The sequence below is a fragment of the Brevibacillus sp. NL20B1 genome (genome assembly GCF_018195675.1).
In the GTDB taxonomy this organism is placed as follows: Bacteria; Bacillota; Bacilli; order Brevibacillales; family Brevibacillaceae; genus Brevibacillus; species Brevibacillus aydinogluensis.
In genome coordinates this window covers 19219-34853 of the sequence record NZ_JAGTPT010000033.1, presented here as the reverse complement: position 1 = coordinate 34853, position 15635 = coordinate 19219, and the positions used below count along the sequence as shown (strand labels likewise).

The window sequence follows — 15635 nt, the reverse complement described above, 5'->3', positions numbered from 1 at the left end:
TATCAATAGATACTGTGAACCGTATCATTTGGGATGCTTTTAGCTGTTCCCCTCTCTCATATAAGTTGCGGTAGTCAATGTACATCATGAGAGACTGTCTCGCTATTCATAACCAGCACGTCCATCAAACTCAGACATACCAACGCTTTGACACCTCCACGACCCCCACAAAACTCCCCTAAAAACGGAAAAAGAGCACCTCATGCGGTACTCTCTCTCATGATATTGGTGGAGGCGGGGGGATTCGAACCCCCGTCCGAAAATAGCGACACATAAGCATCTCCGAGCGCAGTCGTTCTATAAGATTTCGGCTAACGGCCTGCGGAACGACACGCCAGCCGCTAACCTAGCCTGATTGATCTTCTTCCTTTGGCCCCAGGCGGAGACCTCCGGCGTAGCCCGTTAGAAGTGAGCCCTAATCACGCCACACGGGCCGATGGAGTGTTAGAGCCTCGCTGGTAATTAGGCAGCGAGAGAAAGTTGTTTGTTGCCAGTTATGGCTTTCCGCGTTGTTAACGGGGTCCGCAGCCCCCCGGCTCGCTTCTTATGCTCTACTATTCCCGTCGAATCCAGAACGCCCCCGTGATGAAAAAATCAATCAGGAGAAAAAAAGTCTAGGCGAAGATGGCAACTGTCCACACCTAGACTGTAGTTTCGGGGTTCATTGCCTTCTTACTATAGCACACGCGGCATTCAAAACTCAACGTCGATTTGTGCCAATCCTGCCATCGTGCACCATGCGCGGTGCCTGCAGCCAACGGCTTGTCGGCCACTGTTCAGCTGCTGGCAGCGCACCTTGCCTGTAAGTACGCTGCCCAGCAGATACAAAACCATTCATCACGATCAAATGCCATCGCAGTAAACAAGAGGTACTTGTCTTCCGCTTCGTTACACCTTCTGCCGCTCGCGCAGCGCGCGCTCCACTTCCCGCTGAGCATCGCGCTTTTTGATGTCCTCGCGCTTGTCGTAGTTCTTCTTCCCTTTGACCAGCGCCAGCTCCACCTTGGCCCAGCCGCCCTTGAGGTAGAGGCTGAGCGGCACCAGCGAGTACCCTTTTTCGCGGGTGAGGCCGTTCAGTTTGAGGATTTCCAGACGGCGCAGCAGAAGTTTGCGCGTCCGTTCCGGCTCGTGGTTGTAGCGGTTGCCCTGCTCATACGGGCTGATGTGCATGTTGTACAAGAGAACTTCACCGTTTTGAATGCGGGCGAAGCTGTCCTTGAGCTGTACGCGTCCGGCCCGCACCGATTTGATCTCCGTGCCTGTCAGGGCAATGCCGGCTTCGTACACGTCTTCGATGTGATAGTCGTGACGCGCTTTGCGGTTTTGCGCCAGCGTCTTCACACCGGTTTTCGCTTTTGCCATGGGAGATCACCTCGCTTGCCTGGGTAAACGGACGGCTGTAGAATCGGTCAATATCGTACCTGTTAGTCTAGCAAATATCGCGGCGTTTGACAAGATCATTACCGCCGCTTCCGTTTCGCCTGCGCGGCCACGTGTTTCTTTTTCGATTTTTTGGCTCGGATCAGGTCTTCCCAAAACGCCTTTTGCCGGGTCGTCGGCGATTCTGCCTCGTCGAGCGGCACGACGTCACCCTCGGACGTGTCTGCTTGACCGGCATCAATCTGCTGAGCGGCTTCGAGCTGACGGCGCTGCTTTCGTTGCTTGCGCAGCACGGCGGGATGGGGCTTTTCCTGCCTGGACGCCCGTTTTGTGTCGCGCTTGCCTTTGCGCCCGTCGATCACCTTGGGGGTGCGCTCCCGGCCGCGGAAGGTGTTGGGCCGCTTCATCCCGACGATCTCAAAGTCAATGGCCCGCTCATCCACATTGACGTTGGAGACACGCACCTGCACCACGTCGCCGATGCGGAACTGTTTGCCCGTCCGCTCCCCGATCAGGGCGTACGCCTTTTCGTGGTAATGGTAGTAGTCGTCGGTCAGATAGCTGATGTGCACCAGACCTTCAATTGTATTAGGAAGCTCCACGAAAATGCCGAACGACGTAACGCCGGAAATGACGCCTTCAAATTCCTCGCCGATCCGCTCCAGCATGTACTCTGCCTTTTTCAAATCGTCCGTTTCCCGCTCGGCATCCACGGCGATGCGTTCGCGCTGGGAGGCGTGTTCCGCAATGATCGGCATCTGCTCTGTCCAATAGGCCAAGCGCTTTTCGGACAGCTCGCGATTCTCCAGCCACTCGCGAATCCGCCGGTGGACGATCAGGTCAGGGTAGCGCCGAATCGGGGAGGTAAAGTGCGTGTAGAAGTCGGTCGCCAGGCCGTAGTGCCCCAGGCTTTCCGCGTCGTAGCGCGCCTGCTTCATCGAGCGCAGCATTACCGTGCTGATGATGACCTCCTCGGGCGTACCTTTTACCTCCTCCAGAAGCTGCTGGAGGGCGCGCGGGTGGACGGTGTTGCCCTTGCCGCGGACCGTGTAGCCGAAGTTGGTGACAAACTCCATGAAGGCCATCAGTTTTTCCGGGTTGGGTTCCTCGTGCACCCGGTACATAAACGGCTGTTTCATCCAGTGGAAGTGCTCTGCCACGGTTTCATTGGCCGCCAACATGAATTCCTCGATGATCGACTCGGCGATGGATCGCGTACGGAAGCCGATCTCCGTCGGCGTTCCCTCTTCGTTGACGTAAATTTTCGCCTCGCGGAAGTCAAAGTCGATTGCGCCGCGGCGCATCCGCTTGGCGCGCAGCTTGCGGGCCAACTCCTCCATCAGGCGGAACATCGGCACCAGTTCGCTGTACTTTTCGATCAGCGCTTCATCATTTTCTTCCAAAATCTTGCGCACATCCGTGTAGGTCATTCGCTCATTGGTGCGGATGACGCTGAGGTAGATGTCGTAGGTGACCAGGTTTGCCTCCGCATCCAACTCCATGTCGCAGGTGATCGTCAGGCGGTCCACCTTCGGGTTAAGGCTGCAGATGCCGTTGGACAGTCGGTGCGGCAGCATGGGGATTACCCGGTCAACGAGATAGACGCTGGTGCCGCGCCGATACGCTTCCTGATCCAGCGCGGAATGTTCCCGGACGTAGTAGCTGACGTCGGCGATGTGGACGCCCAGCAGGTAATTGCCGTTGGGCAGCTTCTCCACCGAGACCGCGTCGTCCAGGTCTTTTGCATCCGCGCCGTCGATGGTTACCATCATCCGGTCGCGCAGGTCACGCCTGCCCTTGATCTCCTCCTCGGAGATTTCGTCCGGCACCGCTTCCGCCTCGGCCAGCACGTCGGCAGGGAACGCTTCCGGCAGGCCATACTTGCGGATGATCGAGAGAATGTCCACACCCGGATCGTTTTTATGCCCGAGGATCTCGATCACTTCCCCTTCCGGACTGGTACGTCCTTCCGGGTAGCGGACGATCTTGGCGACGACCTTGTGCCCGTCCACAGCCCCGTTATAGGCTGTTTTCGGGATGAAGATGTCCCTGCCAATCCGTTTCTCATCGGGTATGACGTAGGCGTAGTACGTTTCATCCTTGAACGTCCCCACCACTTCCGTCACGCCGCGCTCCACGATGCGGATGATCCGCCCCTCCAGGCGGTTGCCGCTCGTTTTCTTTTCCACCCGAACCAGGACCGTATCGCCGTGCATGGCGCCGTTCATGTCGTTGGCATGGACGTAAATGTCGTCCTCTCCAGGCGTGTCAGGGGTGACAAATCCAAACCCTTTGGGATGGCTTTGCAGTCGGCCGCGCACCAGGTTCATTTTTTCCGGCACGCCGTAGCGGTTGGTACGGGTCCGCACGATTTCGCCCCGTTCTTCCAACGCATTCAGCGTTTTGACCAGCTCTTTGAACGCCTCGGTGTCGGCCAGTCCAAACGCCTCCTCCAGCTCCTTCACGGTCATGGGGTGATACGCCTGTTCCCGCATGAACGCGAGGATATCCTGTTCCTTCATTCCGTATCCTCCTTTTCGGCACATGCTTTGCCGCGACTTTGCTTCATCTATGTAGTATGTAGTATTCAGTATTCTCCGATTACGCCGTAGGCAATCCTAATAGAAAAAAGACAGCAAGTCAAACTTGCTGCCTTTGGCAATCATGTATGTTACGCACCGCTTCTCAAGAAATACCCGAGCAGAATGGCAAACACCATGAACAGCACGGCAAACACAACGGTCAGTTTGCCGAGCAAAGCGTCAATCCCACGGGCCTTCTGCTTGCCCATCAGTTGTTCCGCGCCGCCGCCGATCGCCCCAGAGAGCCCGGCGCTTTTTCCAGATTGCAGCAATACGACAAGAATTAAGCCAATACTTGCGATCACAAGTAAGATTTTCGCAGCCAATACCATCTGTATTCACCTCAAAACAAACGTGAAGAAACTATTACTTCCACTCTACCACAGTTGGATCGGATCAGCAACCCTGGTTAATTGACGGGGATTTATCCAAAAATTGTGTACGTTCTATGTCTGTTTTTCCGTTTCCTTGCAACTGTCACGATTTTGCCGTAAAATTGCAGTTGTACCGTTATACTTGCCGTAGGAGGTCCTAGTTATATGGCTGGTTCCAACAAAAAAGACATGAATCAAAATGACGTGGTTGACTCCGCGAAGGCCTTTTTTACTTCGTTTGGCATCTTGTTCCTTGTTTTTCTTATTGCTCTTGTCGGTTCCGCCATTTTCCCGAAACACGGCGAAGAGGCCCAGGATGGCGGGCAAACGGCCAAAATTGACGCGGAAGCCGTGTACAAAGCAAACTGTGCATCCTGTCACGGTCAAAACCTGGAAGGGGCTTTCGGCCCAGCCCTGACCACAGCGGGCAGCAAGTACAGCGCAGATGATATTGCCAAAATCATCAAGGAAGGAAAAGGCGGCATGCCCGCCGGCGTCCTGAAAAAACAACCGGAAATCCAGGCAGTTGCCGAGTGGCTGGCTCAGCACAAGTAATTACATAGACAGCCGCGGCGTTACACACCGGAGACATCTCCGGTGTTTTCTCATTTCTCGAGAGGAGGAACAGCAGATGGCACCGCTGCTGGAACTGGAACAACTGGGCAAACGGTCGTCGTCAGGGCCCGACGGCTGGCTGTTCGCCGACCTGTCGGCGGTGGTGGAAGAGCCGGCCATCATCCACATCCTGGGGAAGTCGGGACAGGGCAAAAGCACCCTGCTGCGCATCCTGGCCCTTCTCACCCGCCCGGACAGCGGGAGCGTCCGGCTGGCGGGAAAACCTCCGGAACAATGGACGCCGGAACGCTGGCGCATGACGATGAGCTACGTCGCCCAACAGCCGGTCATGCTGCCGGGCAGCGTGGAGGACAACCTGCAGACGATCAGCCGCCTGCACCAGCGTTCCTTTCCTGCCGATCAGGCCCGGGCATGGATGGAGCAGTTGGGACTGGGCGGACTGGATTGGTCCAAACCGGCCGACCAGCTTTCCGGCGGGGAAAAACAGCGCGTCGCGTTGGTCCGCTCGCTGCTGCTGCGGCCGACCGTACTGCTGCTGGACGAAGTGACCGCCTCGCTGGATGCGCTCAGCAAACAGGCGACCGAGCAGCTGCTGGCCGACCTGCACCGCCGGGAGGGCACCACACTCATCTGGGTTACGCACGACTGGGAGCAGGCGCGTTCCATCGGCCAGCGGGTCTGGTTCATGGCAGACGGCCGGCTGCTGGAGGATGCGTCGAGCGATTTGTTTTTTGACGCTCCCGCTTCGGAGGAGGCGCGCCGATTTTTGGCCGCCGCCATCCAGGAGGGATAGGAGGAAATAGGGATGTCATCAATGTCGCTGTGGCTGTCGGTATCGTTTGTCCTGATCGCGCTGCTGCTGTCCCTATGGCAGAAGCTCGGCCTGGAAAAGGAAATCGTGATCAGCACGGTTCGCTGTGCCGTCCAACTGCTGGTGATCGGGTACGTGCTGCAGGTCGTGTTTCACGCCGACCACCCCGTCTATCTGGCGCTGGTGCTCACCATGATGATCGCCGTCGCCTCCTGGAACGCCTCACGCCGGGGGGACCGGCTGCCGGGTGTACTCTGGCGCATCGCCGCCACACTGACAACTTCGACGGTTGTGACGATGGGACTGCTGCTATTGCTGGGGCTGATCGAACCGACACCGCAGTACCTGATCCCCCTCTCCGGCATGATCATCGGCAATGCGATGCTGGTCAGCGGCCTGTTTCTCAGTCACATGAAGCGTGAAATGAACACCGCCCGCGGCGAGATTGAGACGTTGCTCTGCCTGGGCGCAACCAAGCGGCAGGCGATTCACGACGTGTTGAAACGGACCGTAAAAGCCAGCATGATCCCCACCTTCGACACGATGAAGACGATCGGGCTGGTGCAGCTTCCCGGCACCATGACCGGCATGATTATCGCCGGAGCCAATCCGCTCGATGCCGTGCGCTACCAGATTATGATCATGTTCGCCTTTTCTTCGTCCGCCGCAATCTCAGCCGTGCTGGTCAGCCTGCTGTGCTACCGGCTCTGGTTTACCCGCGAATCCATGCTGATTCCGTAACGCGTGCGATCACCGGGCAAAAAGCAGGCTGCCGGGAATGAATCCCGGCAGCCTGTCGCTCTCACTATTGTTGGAGCAGGTATTTTTCCAGTTCGTCCACCACTTTGTTGGCACAGATTACGCCGCCAGAGGTGTTCCAAATCGTGTCGTCCACTTTGAACGCTTTGTTGTTTTTCACCACGTTCAGGTTTTTCCACAGCGGATCGTTGGTCCACTCTTTTTCCAACTTGGTCGCTTCACCGTCTCCCGTCTCGTAGGAGAAGTAGAACATGATGTCGCCGTCCATTTCCGGAATCCGCTCTTTGGTCACTTCGGCGGCGAATTCTTCTTTGTTTTGCGACTCCGGACGAGCTACGCCCAGGTCTTTCATGATCGTGCCGGCAAACGTGTCGTTGTAGTAGATGCGTACACGGCCGGGCATGAAGCGAACGAGAGAGACTTTGGTCTTCGCCTTGTCGCCCACTTTCGCCTTGAACTCTTCAACGCGCTTGTTCCAATCGGCCAGCACTTTTTCGCCTTCTGCTTTCTTGTTGAGCGCTTCCGCGTACAGCATGAAGTTTTCTTTCCAGTCGCCGCGCGGTTCTTCCACGAAGACAGTCGGCGCGATGGCAGTCAGCTGCTGGTAAATCTTTTCGTGGCGGAACTTCATGCCGAGGATCAGGTCCGGCTTCAGCGCCGCGATCGCTTCAATGTTCGGCTGGGACTCGGTACCAAGCGTTTTGGTGCCTTCCAGGTGCGGCTTCACGAAATCGTAAAAGGTCGTCGGATCTGTCCAGGAACCGACCGCGCCCACAGGCTTAACACCCAGAGCTACCAGCGTTTCCACCCCCTGCGAGGTGAGGACGACTACGCGCTGCGGAGTGCCCGGAATCTTGGTTTCCCCCATGGCGTGTTTCACCGTGTAGGATTGATCGGAGCTGCCCGCAGGCTGTTGAGCTTGCGTTTGGTCAGCCGGTTTTTGGTCGGCTGCCTGCTGTCCGCCGCCGCAACCGGTGACGATCAGCAGCAGGGCCATCAGCAGGGCAAAAAACGCTTTGCCGCGTACTGTGCGGTATGTACGAGAAAACATGAAATTGACTCCCTTCTATTCTTGATGATAATGAGAATTAAACTCATTTACACCCAATATCCTACTACCAGGGTCAGATGAAGTCAACTGCAAAAATGGTGATAATGAATCTCAAAATCATTGACAATGCACGCCGGCAAGAACTACACTGAAATGTGATAAGAACTGTAGAAATCGTCACCCAAGGATGAAGACAATGAAATCGTTACTCCACAGCAATCCGCTCAAAATCGCTGGCGTCTGTATCGGCCTGTTCCTTCTATTATATTTGAGTTACTTCAGCCTCATCTTCGGCGTCATCGACACCAGTTGGCAAACGGCGATTGACGCCTACACGCACTTCAACGGTTCCAATGAACACATCGTCATCAAGGAAGTTCGCGTCCCGCGTGTGCTGAATGCCCTCGCCGTCGGAGCCAGCCTGGGCATCGCCGGCGCGCTGCTGCAATCGCTGACGCGCAACCCGGTGGCCGACGTCGAACTGTTCGGCCTCAACGCCGGAGCCGCCCTGTTTGTTGTGTTTGCGGTGACGTTTGTCGGCATCAGCTCCCTTACCGCGTTTACCTGGATTTCCTTTCTGGGCGCCGCGGCCAGCGGCCTCGTCGTCTACCTCTTGGGATCGCTGGGTCGGGACGGCCTGACGCCGGTCAAGCTGACGCTGGCCGGTGCAGCCATCACCGCATTGGCCGCATCCGCCCGGCACGGCATGCTCGTCCTGAACGAAAAGGCACTGGACGAGGTGCTGTTCTGGCTCTCCGGTTCGGTGGGGGGACGCAAGCTGGAGTTTTTGCAAGCCGTCTTTCCGTACATGGCAGTGGCCTGGGTGGGAGCCTTCCTGCTCGCCCGTCCGATCCAGACCCTGCTGATGGGCGATGACGTGGCCAAGGGACTGGGGCAGCGAACCCTGCTGGTAAAAATCATGACCGGCGTGGTGATCGTCCTGCTTTCCGGCGCTTCAGTCGCCGTGGCAGGGCCGATCGGCTTCGTCGGACTGGTCACGCCGCATCTCGCCCGCTACCTGGTCGGGGTGGACACGCGGTGGGTGTTCTTGTACAGCGGCATCCTCGGTTCCGCCATCCTGCTTGCAGCGGACATCGCCGCCCGTTTCATCGCCAAGCCTGCGGAAGTGCCCATCGGAGCGATGACCGCTCTGGTCGGCATCCCGTTCTTCATCTACGTGGCGAGAAAGGGGCTGGAGAAAAAATGAAGTCGTATCTGTCGCTGCGCAACAAAAAAGGCTCCTTTTCCTTCCACATTCACAAGAAGTCGCTGTTGTGCGCCGCCGTCTGCCTGCTGCTGACCGCGGCCGTCATGGTAGTCAGCCTGGGGATGGGCGAAATGAACATCTCTCCCCTCAACGTCGTAAAGGCGTTTCTGGGCATGGGAGAGGAGCAGGATGCGCTAATCGTAACGCAGTTTCGCCTCCCCCGCGTCGTCATCGGCCTGTTGGTGGGTGCCGCGCTGGGAGCAGCCGGGGCGATTCTGCAGGGAATCGTCCGCAATCCCCTGGCTGCGCCAGACATTCTCGGGGTAACGGGAGGCGCTGCGGTTGCGGCTGTCGCCTTTCTGCTCTACTTTGAATCGGTCAGCATCCAGTGGCTTCCCCCTGTCGCGTTTCTGGGAGCGACACTGACGACATTGATCCTGTACGCGCTCGCCTGGAAAAAAGGAGTGACGCCGCTAAGGCTGGTGCTCATCGGCGTGGGCATCAAAATCGCCGCCAGCGCAGTCATTACGGTGCTGATCCTGTTCAGTCCGTTTGTCCTGCAAAACAAGGCCACCCTGTGGCTTACCGGCAGCATCTACGGCGTCGACTGGAACGACGTGAAGATGATCGGACCGTGGGTTGTCGGCCTGATCGCGCTGGCTGCGCTGCTCGCCCGCCGTGTCAACGTCCAGCAGTTGGGCGACGAAGTGGCGACCAGCGTGGGCAGCCTGGTTCAATTCGACCGCTTTGCGCTGTTACTCATCTGTGCCGCGTTAACCGGGGCGGCCGTCTCCGTCGGCGGAGAAATCAGCTTTGTCGCCCTGCTGGCGCCGCACATCGCCAAAATGCTGGTCGGCCCCTCGTTTGGAGGCGCCCTGCCTGTGTCCGCCCTGATCGGCAGCCTGATCCTGCTGATTGCCGATTTGATCGCGCGAACGGCCTTTTCCCCGATCGACATCCCTGTCGGCGTCTTTACTTCAGCGGTAGGGGCACCGTTTTTCATCTTCCTGCTCTACAAAAACCGTAACCGGTAAGCTGAAAGGAGAGAAGCAGCGTGCATGCCTTGGAAACCCGTCAGTTGACGTTGTCCTACGGCGAACGGAATATCATCGAAGCACTTGATCTGCGCATCCCGCGCGGGCAGATCACGGTTTTCATCGGCAGCAACGGCAGCGGCAAATCCACCTTGCTGCGCTCGCTTGCCCGGTTGTTGAAGCCCAAGCAAGGGGCGATCCTGCTCGACGGCGAGTCGATCGCCAAGCAGTCGACCAAGGAAGTGGCCAAGCGGCTGGCGATTCTGCCCCAAGGGCCGACAGCTCCGGAAGGCTTGACCGTCCTGCAGCTCGTCAAGCAGGGGCGCTATCCGTACCAGAGTTGGCTGCAGCAGTGGTCGGAGGAAGATGAACGGATGGTGACCAAGGCGCTGGCCGCCACCCAACTGACCGAATTGGCCAACCAGCCCGTCGACTCGCTGTCAGGCGGACAGCGGCAGCGTGCCTGGATCGCGATGACCTTGGCCCAGGGGACGGAGACCATCCTGTTGGACGAACCGACCACCTACCTGGACATGGCGCACCAAATTGAGATCCTCGACCTGCTGTACGAACTGAACCGGACGGAACAGCGCACGATCGTCATGGTACTGCACGACTTGAACCTGGCATGCCGTTACGCTCACCACATCGTCGCCGTGCACAACCGGAGCGTGTACGCCGAGGGCAGCCCGGACGCGGTCATGACAGAAGAAATGGTCCGCCACGTGTTTCAGATGGAGTGTCAGATCACACGCGATCCGCTCTACGGCACGCCGATGTGCATCCCGTTCAGCAAAAGCCGGTTGACCACTGCAGCTGAGCCGAGACAGATGGTGCACGCATAGATGCGGCCCGATCGATCGGTACACGATAAACGAACAAAAAAAGGTGCTTTCCCTCAGAGGGAAAGCACCTTTTTTGCGTTGCCGCGAATGGGCTTACTTCTTCAGATTGTAGAAAGCGTTGCGGCCGCCGAAGCGTGCGGTGTCGCCCAGCTCGTCTTCGATGCGCAGCAGTTGGTTGTACTTGGCCACGCGGTCTGTGCGGGACGGAGCCCCTGTTTTGATCTGGCCGGCGTTGGTCGCAACTGCGATGTCAGCGATGGTGGAGTCTTCCGTTTCACCGGAGCGGTGAGAGATGACTGCGGTGTAGCCGGCCCGCTTCGCCATCTCGATGGCGTCAAAGGTTTCGGTCAGCGTACCGATCTGGTTTACTTTTACCAGGATGGAGTTGCCGGTCGCATTTTCAATCCCGCGTGCCAGACGCTCGGTGTTGGTCACGAACAGGTCGTCGCCGACGAGCTGTACTTTGCCGCCGAGGCGCTCGGTCAGCACTTTCCAGCCGTCCCAGTCGTCTTCGGAGAGACCGTCTTCAATGGAGATGATCGGGTACTTGCTCACCAGGTCTTCGTAGAAGGCGATCATTTCTTCCGTCGTCTTCACGACGCCTTCACCTTCAAAGTGGTACTTGCCGTCCTTGTACATTTCGGTAGCGGCCACATCCAGCGCCAGGAAGACGTCTTTGCCCGGCTCGTAGCCAGCCGCCTTGATCGCTTCCAGAATGGTGGTGATCGCTTCTTCGTTGGATTTCAGGTTAGGCGCAAAGCCGCCCTCGTCCCCTACTGCCGTGTTCATGCCTTTGGCAGCGAGCACTTTTTTCAGCGAGTGGAAAATTTCCGCACCCATGCGCAGTGCTTCCTTGAACGATTCGGCTCCGACCGGCATCACCATGAACTCCTGGATGTCCACCGTGTTGTCTGCGTGCTTGCCGCCGTTGAGAATGTTCATCATCGGCACCGGCAGTGTCTTGGCGTTGAAGCCGCCCAGGTAGTTGTAGAGGGAAACGCCCAGGGACGCAGCTGCGGCGCGAGCGACTGCCATGGAGACGCCGAGAATCGCGTTGGCGCCCAGTTTGCCTTTGTTCGGGGTGCCATCCAGTTGGATCATCGCCGTGTCGATGCCCACTTGATCCAGCGCGTCCATGCCGATCAGTTCCGGCGCGATAATCTCGTTGACGTTCTCCACCGCTTTCAGTACCCCTTTGCCGAGGTAGCGGCTCTTGTCACCGTCGCGCAGTTCCACTGCTTCGTACGCGCCTGTGGATGCGCCGGACGGAACGGCTGCACGGCCCATGGAGCCGTCTTCCAGATACACCTCTACTTCCACGGTCGGATTGCCGCGGGAGTCCATGATTTCGCGTGCGTAAATGTCGGTAATCATCGTCATTGTGACCATCTCCTTTGTTATGTTGGAGAACCCCGCACCAGCCTGGGACTCGCGGGTGCGGCGTTCGTCGTTGGCCTGGTTCGTCTTCTTGGCTGTTTACTTGGCGATCAGCGATTTCCCGGTCATTTCCGCCGGCTGCGGCAGACCCAACAGCTCCAGCATGGTCGGCGACAGGTCGGCCAAAATGCCGTCTTCCCGCAGTGTCACGCCTTCCTTCGTGACGATTACCGGCACGGGGAAGGTGCTGTGGGACGTTACCGGCCGTCCTGCTTCATCCAGCATCAGGTCGGCATTGCCGTGGTCAGCCGTGATGATCGCTGCGCCGCCTTTGGCGAGGATGGCGTCCACCACTTTGCCGAGGCATTCGTCCACGGTTTCCACTGCCTTGATCGTCGGCTCCATTAAGCCGGAGTGACCCACCATGTCGCAATTGGCGAAGTTGAGGATGATCGCGTCGAAACGTTCCGCTTCGATCTCTTTCAGCACCGCTTCCGTCACTTCCGGCGCACTCATCTCCGGCTTCAGGTCGTAGGTGGCCACTTTGGGCGACGGAATCAGGATGCGCGTCTCGCCGGGAAACTCCTGCTCACGTCCGCCGCTGAAAAAGAAGGTGACGTGCGGGTATTTTTCCGTCTCGGCGATGCGAAGCTGCTTCAATCCGTGCTGCGCCAGCACTTCGCCCAGCGTGTTGTCCAGGTTGGTCGGTTTGTAGGCTACATAGCCGTTCACCGTCTCGGAAAAATGCGTCAGGCAGACGAAGTGGAGGTTGCGCGGATGCCCCTCACCCCGGTCGAAGCCGCGGAAGTCGTCATTGGTGAACGCCTGCGAAATCTGAATCGCACGGTCCGGCCGGAAGTTGAAAAAGATGATCGAATCGCCGCTCTGGATGGTGGTAACCGGCTTGCCCTGCTCGTCCACGATCACCGTCGGCATCACAAACTCGTCCATGATCGACTTCTCGTACGATTCCTTGACTGCCTGAATCGGGTCGGTGTAAGCCGGTGCATCCGCGTACACCATTGCCCGGTACGCCTTTTCGATTCGCTCCCAGCGCTTGTCCCGGTCCATCGCGTAGTAGCGTCCCTGCACGGTGGCAATTTTGCCCACGCCGAGCTCGGCGATTTTGCCCTGCAGTTCCTCGATGTAGCCGACGGCGCTGTCCGGCGCCACGTCACGCCCGTCGAGAAAACCGTGGATGAAGACGCGGTCGACATTTTGCCGTTTGGCCAGCTCCAACAGTGCGTACAAATGCTCGATGTGGCTGTGCACGCCGCCGTCGGAAATCAGGCCGAACAGGTGCACCTGCTTGCCGTGTTCCTTGGCGTGGCGGAATGCGCCGATCAGCGTTTCGTTTTCGAAAAAGGCGCCTTCGCGAATCTCTTTGGAGATCCGGGTCAAATCCTGGTACACCACGCGGCCTGCCCCGATGTTCAGATGGCCGACTTCGGAGTTGCCCATCTGCCCTTCCGGCAGCCCGACAGCCAGTCCGCTCGCCTGCAGCGTGGCGTGGGAATACTGCTGCCAATAGCGGTCAAAGTTGGGCTTGTTGGCCTGCGCCACTGCGTTGCCGTAGGTTTCTTCCCGCAGCGCAAAGCCGTCCAGAATGATGAGTGCGACCGGTTTGGGTCGATGTGCCATCTGACTTTCCTCCTTACGACTGACGCTGTGCGGCGGCTTTGGACACCAACTGCAGGTAGCTGTCCGCCGTCAGGCTGGCACCGCCCACCAGCGCTCCGTCAATGTCCGGCTGCGCCATGAAACTGTCGATGTTCTCCGGCTTCACGCTGCCGCCGTACTGGATGCGCACGGTCTGGGCAGCTGCCTGGCCAAACCGATCGGCAATCGTGCCGCGGATGATCGCGATCGTCTCGTTGGCGTCTTCCGCCGTGGACGATTTGCCCGTGCCGATCGCCCAGATCGGTTCGTAGGCGATCACTACGTCTGCCAACTGGTTGGCCTCCACGCCGGCCAGCGCCGCTTCGGTCTGACTGCGCACGACTGCGGCGGTTTCCCCCGCCTCCCGCTGCTCCAAGCTTTCGCCCACGCAGACGATTGGCTTGATGCCGTGCTTCAGGGCAGCCAGCACCTTTTTGTTGACGGTCTCGTCCGATTCGTTGAAATACTGACGCCGTTCCGAGTGACCAATGATCACGTAGCGGACGCCGATCTCCTTGAGCATCAGCGGGCTGACCTCACCGGTAAAGGCGCCCTGCTCCTCAAAGTGAACGTTTTGCGCCCCCAGTGCGATCGAGGTGCCCTTGAGCTCCTCTGCCAGGGCAGCCAGAGCCGTAAACGGCGCGCAAATCACCTGTTCCACGCCAGCCGGAGCGCTGCCCGCTTTCGCCTCCTGGACGAAGCGGACGGCTTCGGCAATCGTTTTGTACATTTTCCAGTTTCCAGCGATAATTGGGGTTCTCAGAGGAATCGCCCTCCCTATTCGTTGTCCTCGAGCACGGCCACGCCGGGCAGTTCCTTGCCTTCCATGAATTCCAGGGAAGCACCGCCGCCGGTGGAAATGTGCGTCATTTTTTCCGCCACGCCTGCTTTCTCCACGGCTGCCACGGAGTCGCCGCCGCCGATGATCGTCGTGCCGGAGCAGTCGGCCATCGCCTGAGCTACGCCAATCGTCCCGTGGGCGAAGGCGTCCATCTCAAACACGCCCATTGGCCCGTTCCACACAACCGTACGGGAATCGACGATCACGCTGCGGTAGCGTTCCACCGTTTTCGGGCCGATATCGAGCGCCATCCATCCGTCCGGAATCGCGTCGACGGAGACGGTCTGTTTCTGTGCGTCAGGCGCGAAGCGGTCCGCCACCACTACATCCACCGGCATCAGCAGTTGGACGCCGCGCTCCTCGGCCTGTGCCATCAGCGAACGGGCCAGATCCAGCTTGTCGTCCTCGCAGAGGGAGGCGCCGATGCCGTACCCTTTTGCCTTGAGGAAGGTGTTGGCCATGCCGCCGCCGATGATCAGATGATCCACCTTGGTCAACAGGTTTTCGATTACGGCAATTTTATCTTTAACCTTTGCGCCGCCGACAATGGCCGTAAACGGACGCTCCGGACGGGTCAGGGCGCCGCCCAGGAAGCGGATTTCCTTTTCCATCAACAGGCCCGCTACTGCCGGGATGTACTGGGCGATGCCCGCCGTGGACGCATGGGCGCGGTGTGCCGCCCCAAACGCGTCGTTGACGAACACATCGGCCAGCTGCGCAAAGCGTTGTGCCAGTTCAGGATCGTTCTTTTCCTCACCTGCATGGAAACGCACGTTTTCCAGAAGGATCACGTCGCCGTTTTGCATGTTGGCGACAGCTGCTTCCACGTCGGGACCGACAGAGTCATCCAGCTTCTGTACCTCTTTGCCGAGCAGTGCTGAAAGATGGGCAGCAACAGGCGTGAGGCGCATTTCTTCGACCACCTGCCCTTTCGGACGGCCAAAATGGCTGGCGAGAATCACCTTGGCGCCTGCATCCAGCAAGAAACGAATCGTCGGCAGGGCGGCACGGATGCGCGTGTCGTCGGTAATCACGCCGTCCTGCATCGGTACGTTGAAGTCGACGCGGCAGAAAACGCGCTTACCTGCCAGGTTCACATCACGGATAGACTTCTTGTTCATGAACGATCCTCCCCACAA

The 15635-nt window shown here is 58.5% G+C and carries 14 protein-coding genes and 1 other RNA gene; 6 read left to right on the top strand and 9 right to left on the bottom strand.

What is annotated here, in order from left to right:
* Positions 1 to 226: 226 nt before the first annotated feature.
* The 4 genes from ssrA to secG all read right to left on the bottom strand — a co-directional run bounded on the left by ssrA (position 227) and on the right by secG (position 4294).
* Positions 227 to 582: a transfer-messenger RNA gene (gene ssrA, locus KDN35_RS18290) on the bottom strand.
* 306 nt (positions 583 to 888) lie between these two features.
* Positions 889 to 1362 carry an SsrA-binding protein SmpB gene (gene smpB, locus KDN35_RS18285; RefSeq protein WP_212133504.1) on the bottom strand — a complete coding sequence of 158 codons (474 nt, stop codon included), beginning with the start codon at positions 1360 to 1362 and terminating at the stop codon, positions 889 to 891.
* A 98-nt stretch (positions 1363 to 1460) separates the two neighbouring features.
* Entirely contained in the window at positions 1461 to 3902 is a 2442-nt protein-coding gene (gene rnr, locus KDN35_RS18280; RefSeq protein ID WP_171566313.1) for a ribonuclease R, read from the bottom strand.
* A gap of 149 nt (positions 3903 to 4051) precedes the next feature.
* A complete protein-coding gene (secG, locus tag KDN35_RS18275) occupies positions 4052 to 4294 on the bottom strand; it encodes a preprotein translocase subunit SecG (protein WP_029098168.1) in 243 nt (80 codons plus the stop codon).
* Positions 4295 to 4501: 207 nt separating this feature from the next.
* Here secG and KDN35_RS18270 point away from each other — a divergent pair, with 207 nt between their 5' ends.
* From KDN35_RS18270 to KDN35_RS18260, 3 genes are all read left to right on the top strand, one after another.
* Positions 4502 to 4891, top strand: coding sequence for a YqzM family protein (locus KDN35_RS18270; RefSeq protein WP_171566314.1), 390 nt, complete (start codon positions 4502 to 4504; stop codon positions 4889 to 4891).
* A gap of 76 nt (positions 4892 to 4967) precedes the next feature.
* Positions 4968 to 5705, top strand: a complete 738-nt coding sequence (locus KDN35_RS18265; protein WP_212133502.1) for an ABC transporter ATP-binding protein — start codon at positions 4968 to 4970, stop codon at positions 5703 to 5705.
* 12 nt (positions 5706 to 5717) lie between these two features.
* Positions 5718 to 6464 (top strand): ABC transporter permease, encoded by a 747-nt coding sequence (locus tag KDN35_RS18260; protein ID WP_212133500.1) that lies wholly within the window; start codon positions 5718 to 5720, stop codon positions 6462 to 6464.
* A 64-nt stretch (positions 6465 to 6528) separates the two neighbouring features.
* On the opposite strand, the gene KDN35_RS18255 is transcribed toward KDN35_RS18260, so the two are convergent.
* Positions 6529 to 7533, bottom strand: coding sequence for an ABC transporter substrate-binding protein (locus KDN35_RS18255; RefSeq protein ID WP_171566317.1), 1005 nt, complete (start codon positions 7531 to 7533; stop codon positions 6529 to 6531).
* Between the two features lie 196 nt (positions 7534 to 7729).
* Here KDN35_RS18255 and KDN35_RS18250 point away from each other — a divergent pair, with 196 nt between their 5' ends.
* Genes KDN35_RS18250 through KDN35_RS18240 form a run of 3 tightly spaced genes read left to right on the top strand, consistent with a single transcriptional unit; the run spans position 7730 to position 10619 of the window.
* A complete protein-coding gene (locus KDN35_RS18250) occupies positions 7730 to 8740 on the top strand; it encodes a FecCD family ABC transporter permease (protein WP_171566318.1) in 1011 nt (336 codons plus the stop codon).
* A complete protein-coding gene (locus KDN35_RS18245; RefSeq protein ID WP_171566319.1) occupies positions 8737 to 9774 on the top strand; it encodes a FecCD family ABC transporter permease in 1038 nt (345 codons plus the stop codon). Before KDN35_RS18250 ends, KDN35_RS18245 begins: the two co-directional genes overlap by 4 nt.
* Before the next feature lie 20 nt (positions 9775 to 9794).
* Positions 9795 to 10619 carry an ABC transporter ATP-binding protein gene (locus KDN35_RS18240; protein ID WP_171566320.1) on the top strand — a complete coding sequence of 275 codons (825 nt, stop codon included), beginning with the start codon at positions 9795 to 9797 and terminating at the stop codon, positions 10617 to 10619.
* A gap of 93 nt (positions 10620 to 10712) precedes the next feature.
* Here KDN35_RS18240 and eno read toward each other — a convergent pair whose 3' ends face one another.
* From eno to KDN35_RS18220, 4 genes are all read right to left on the bottom strand, one after another.
* Entirely contained in the window at positions 10713 to 11999 is a 1287-nt protein-coding gene (gene eno, locus KDN35_RS18235; RefSeq protein WP_171566321.1) for a phosphopyruvate hydratase, read from the bottom strand.
* Between the two features lie 96 nt (positions 12000 to 12095).
* Positions 12096 to 13637: a 2,3-bisphosphoglycerate-independent phosphoglycerate mutase gene (gene gpmI, locus KDN35_RS18230; RefSeq protein ID WP_212133498.1), complete on the bottom strand. Its 1542-nt coding sequence runs from the start codon at positions 13635 to 13637 to the stop codon at positions 12096 to 12098.
* A 13-nt stretch (positions 13638 to 13650) separates the two neighbouring features.
* A complete protein-coding gene (gene tpiA / locus KDN35_RS18225; RefSeq protein ID WP_171566347.1) occupies positions 13651 to 14418 on the bottom strand; it encodes a triose-phosphate isomerase in 768 nt (255 codons plus the stop codon).
* 14 nt (positions 14419 to 14432) lie between these two features.
* The gene (locus tag KDN35_RS18220; RefSeq protein WP_171566323.1) at positions 14433 to 15617 is read right to left on the bottom strand and encodes a phosphoglycerate kinase; all 1185 of its coding nucleotides are present in this window, start codon (positions 15615 to 15617) and stop codon (positions 14433 to 14435) included.
* Positions 15618 to 15635: the final 18 nt, after the last annotated feature.

What these genes read in the sequence shown, in the direction of transcription:
- KDN35_RS18265 (WP_212133502.1), top strand. Translation starts at nt 4,968, where the DNA reads ATGGCACCGCTGCTGGAACTGGAACAACTGGGCAAACGGTCGTCGTCA.
- secG (WP_029098168.1), bottom strand. Translation starts at nt 4,294, where the DNA reads ATGGTATTGGCTGCGAAAATCTTACTTGTGATCGCAAGTATTGGCTTA.
- gpmI (WP_212133498.1), bottom strand. Translation starts at nt 13,637, where the DNA reads ATGGCACATCGACCCAAACCGGTCGCACTCATCATTCTGGACGGCTTT.
- KDN35_RS18270 (WP_171566314.1), top strand. Translation starts at nt 4,502, where the DNA reads ATGGCTGGTTCCAACAAAAAAGACATGAATCAAAATGACGTGGTTGAC.
- KDN35_RS18245 (WP_171566319.1), top strand. Translation starts at nt 8,737, where the DNA reads ATGAAGTCGTATCTGTCGCTGCGCAACAAAAAAGGCTCCTTTTCCTTC.
- eno (WP_171566321.1), bottom strand. Translation starts at nt 11,999, where the DNA reads ATGACGATGATTACCGACATTTACGCACGCGAAATCATGGACTCCCGC.
- rnr (WP_171566313.1), bottom strand. Translation starts at nt 3,902, where the DNA reads ATGAAGGAACAGGATATCCTCGCGTTCATGCGGGAACAGGCGTATCAC.
- KDN35_RS18260 (WP_212133500.1), top strand. Translation starts at nt 5,718, where the DNA reads ATGTCATCAATGTCGCTGTGGCTGTCGGTATCGTTTGTCCTGATCGCG.
- KDN35_RS18250 (WP_171566318.1), top strand. Translation starts at nt 7,730, where the DNA reads ATGAAATCGTTACTCCACAGCAATCCGCTCAAAATCGCTGGCGTCTGT.
- smpB (WP_212133504.1), bottom strand. Translation starts at nt 1,362, where the DNA reads ATGGCAAAAGCGAAAACCGGTGTGAAGACGCTGGCGCAAAACCGCAAA.
- KDN35_RS18255 (WP_171566317.1), bottom strand. Translation starts at nt 7,533, where the DNA reads ATGTTTTCTCGTACATACCGCACAGTACGCGGCAAAGCGTTTTTTGCC.
- KDN35_RS18220 (WP_171566323.1), bottom strand. Translation starts at nt 15,617, where the DNA reads ATGAACAAGAAGTCTATCCGTGATGTGAACCTGGCAGGTAAGCGCGTT.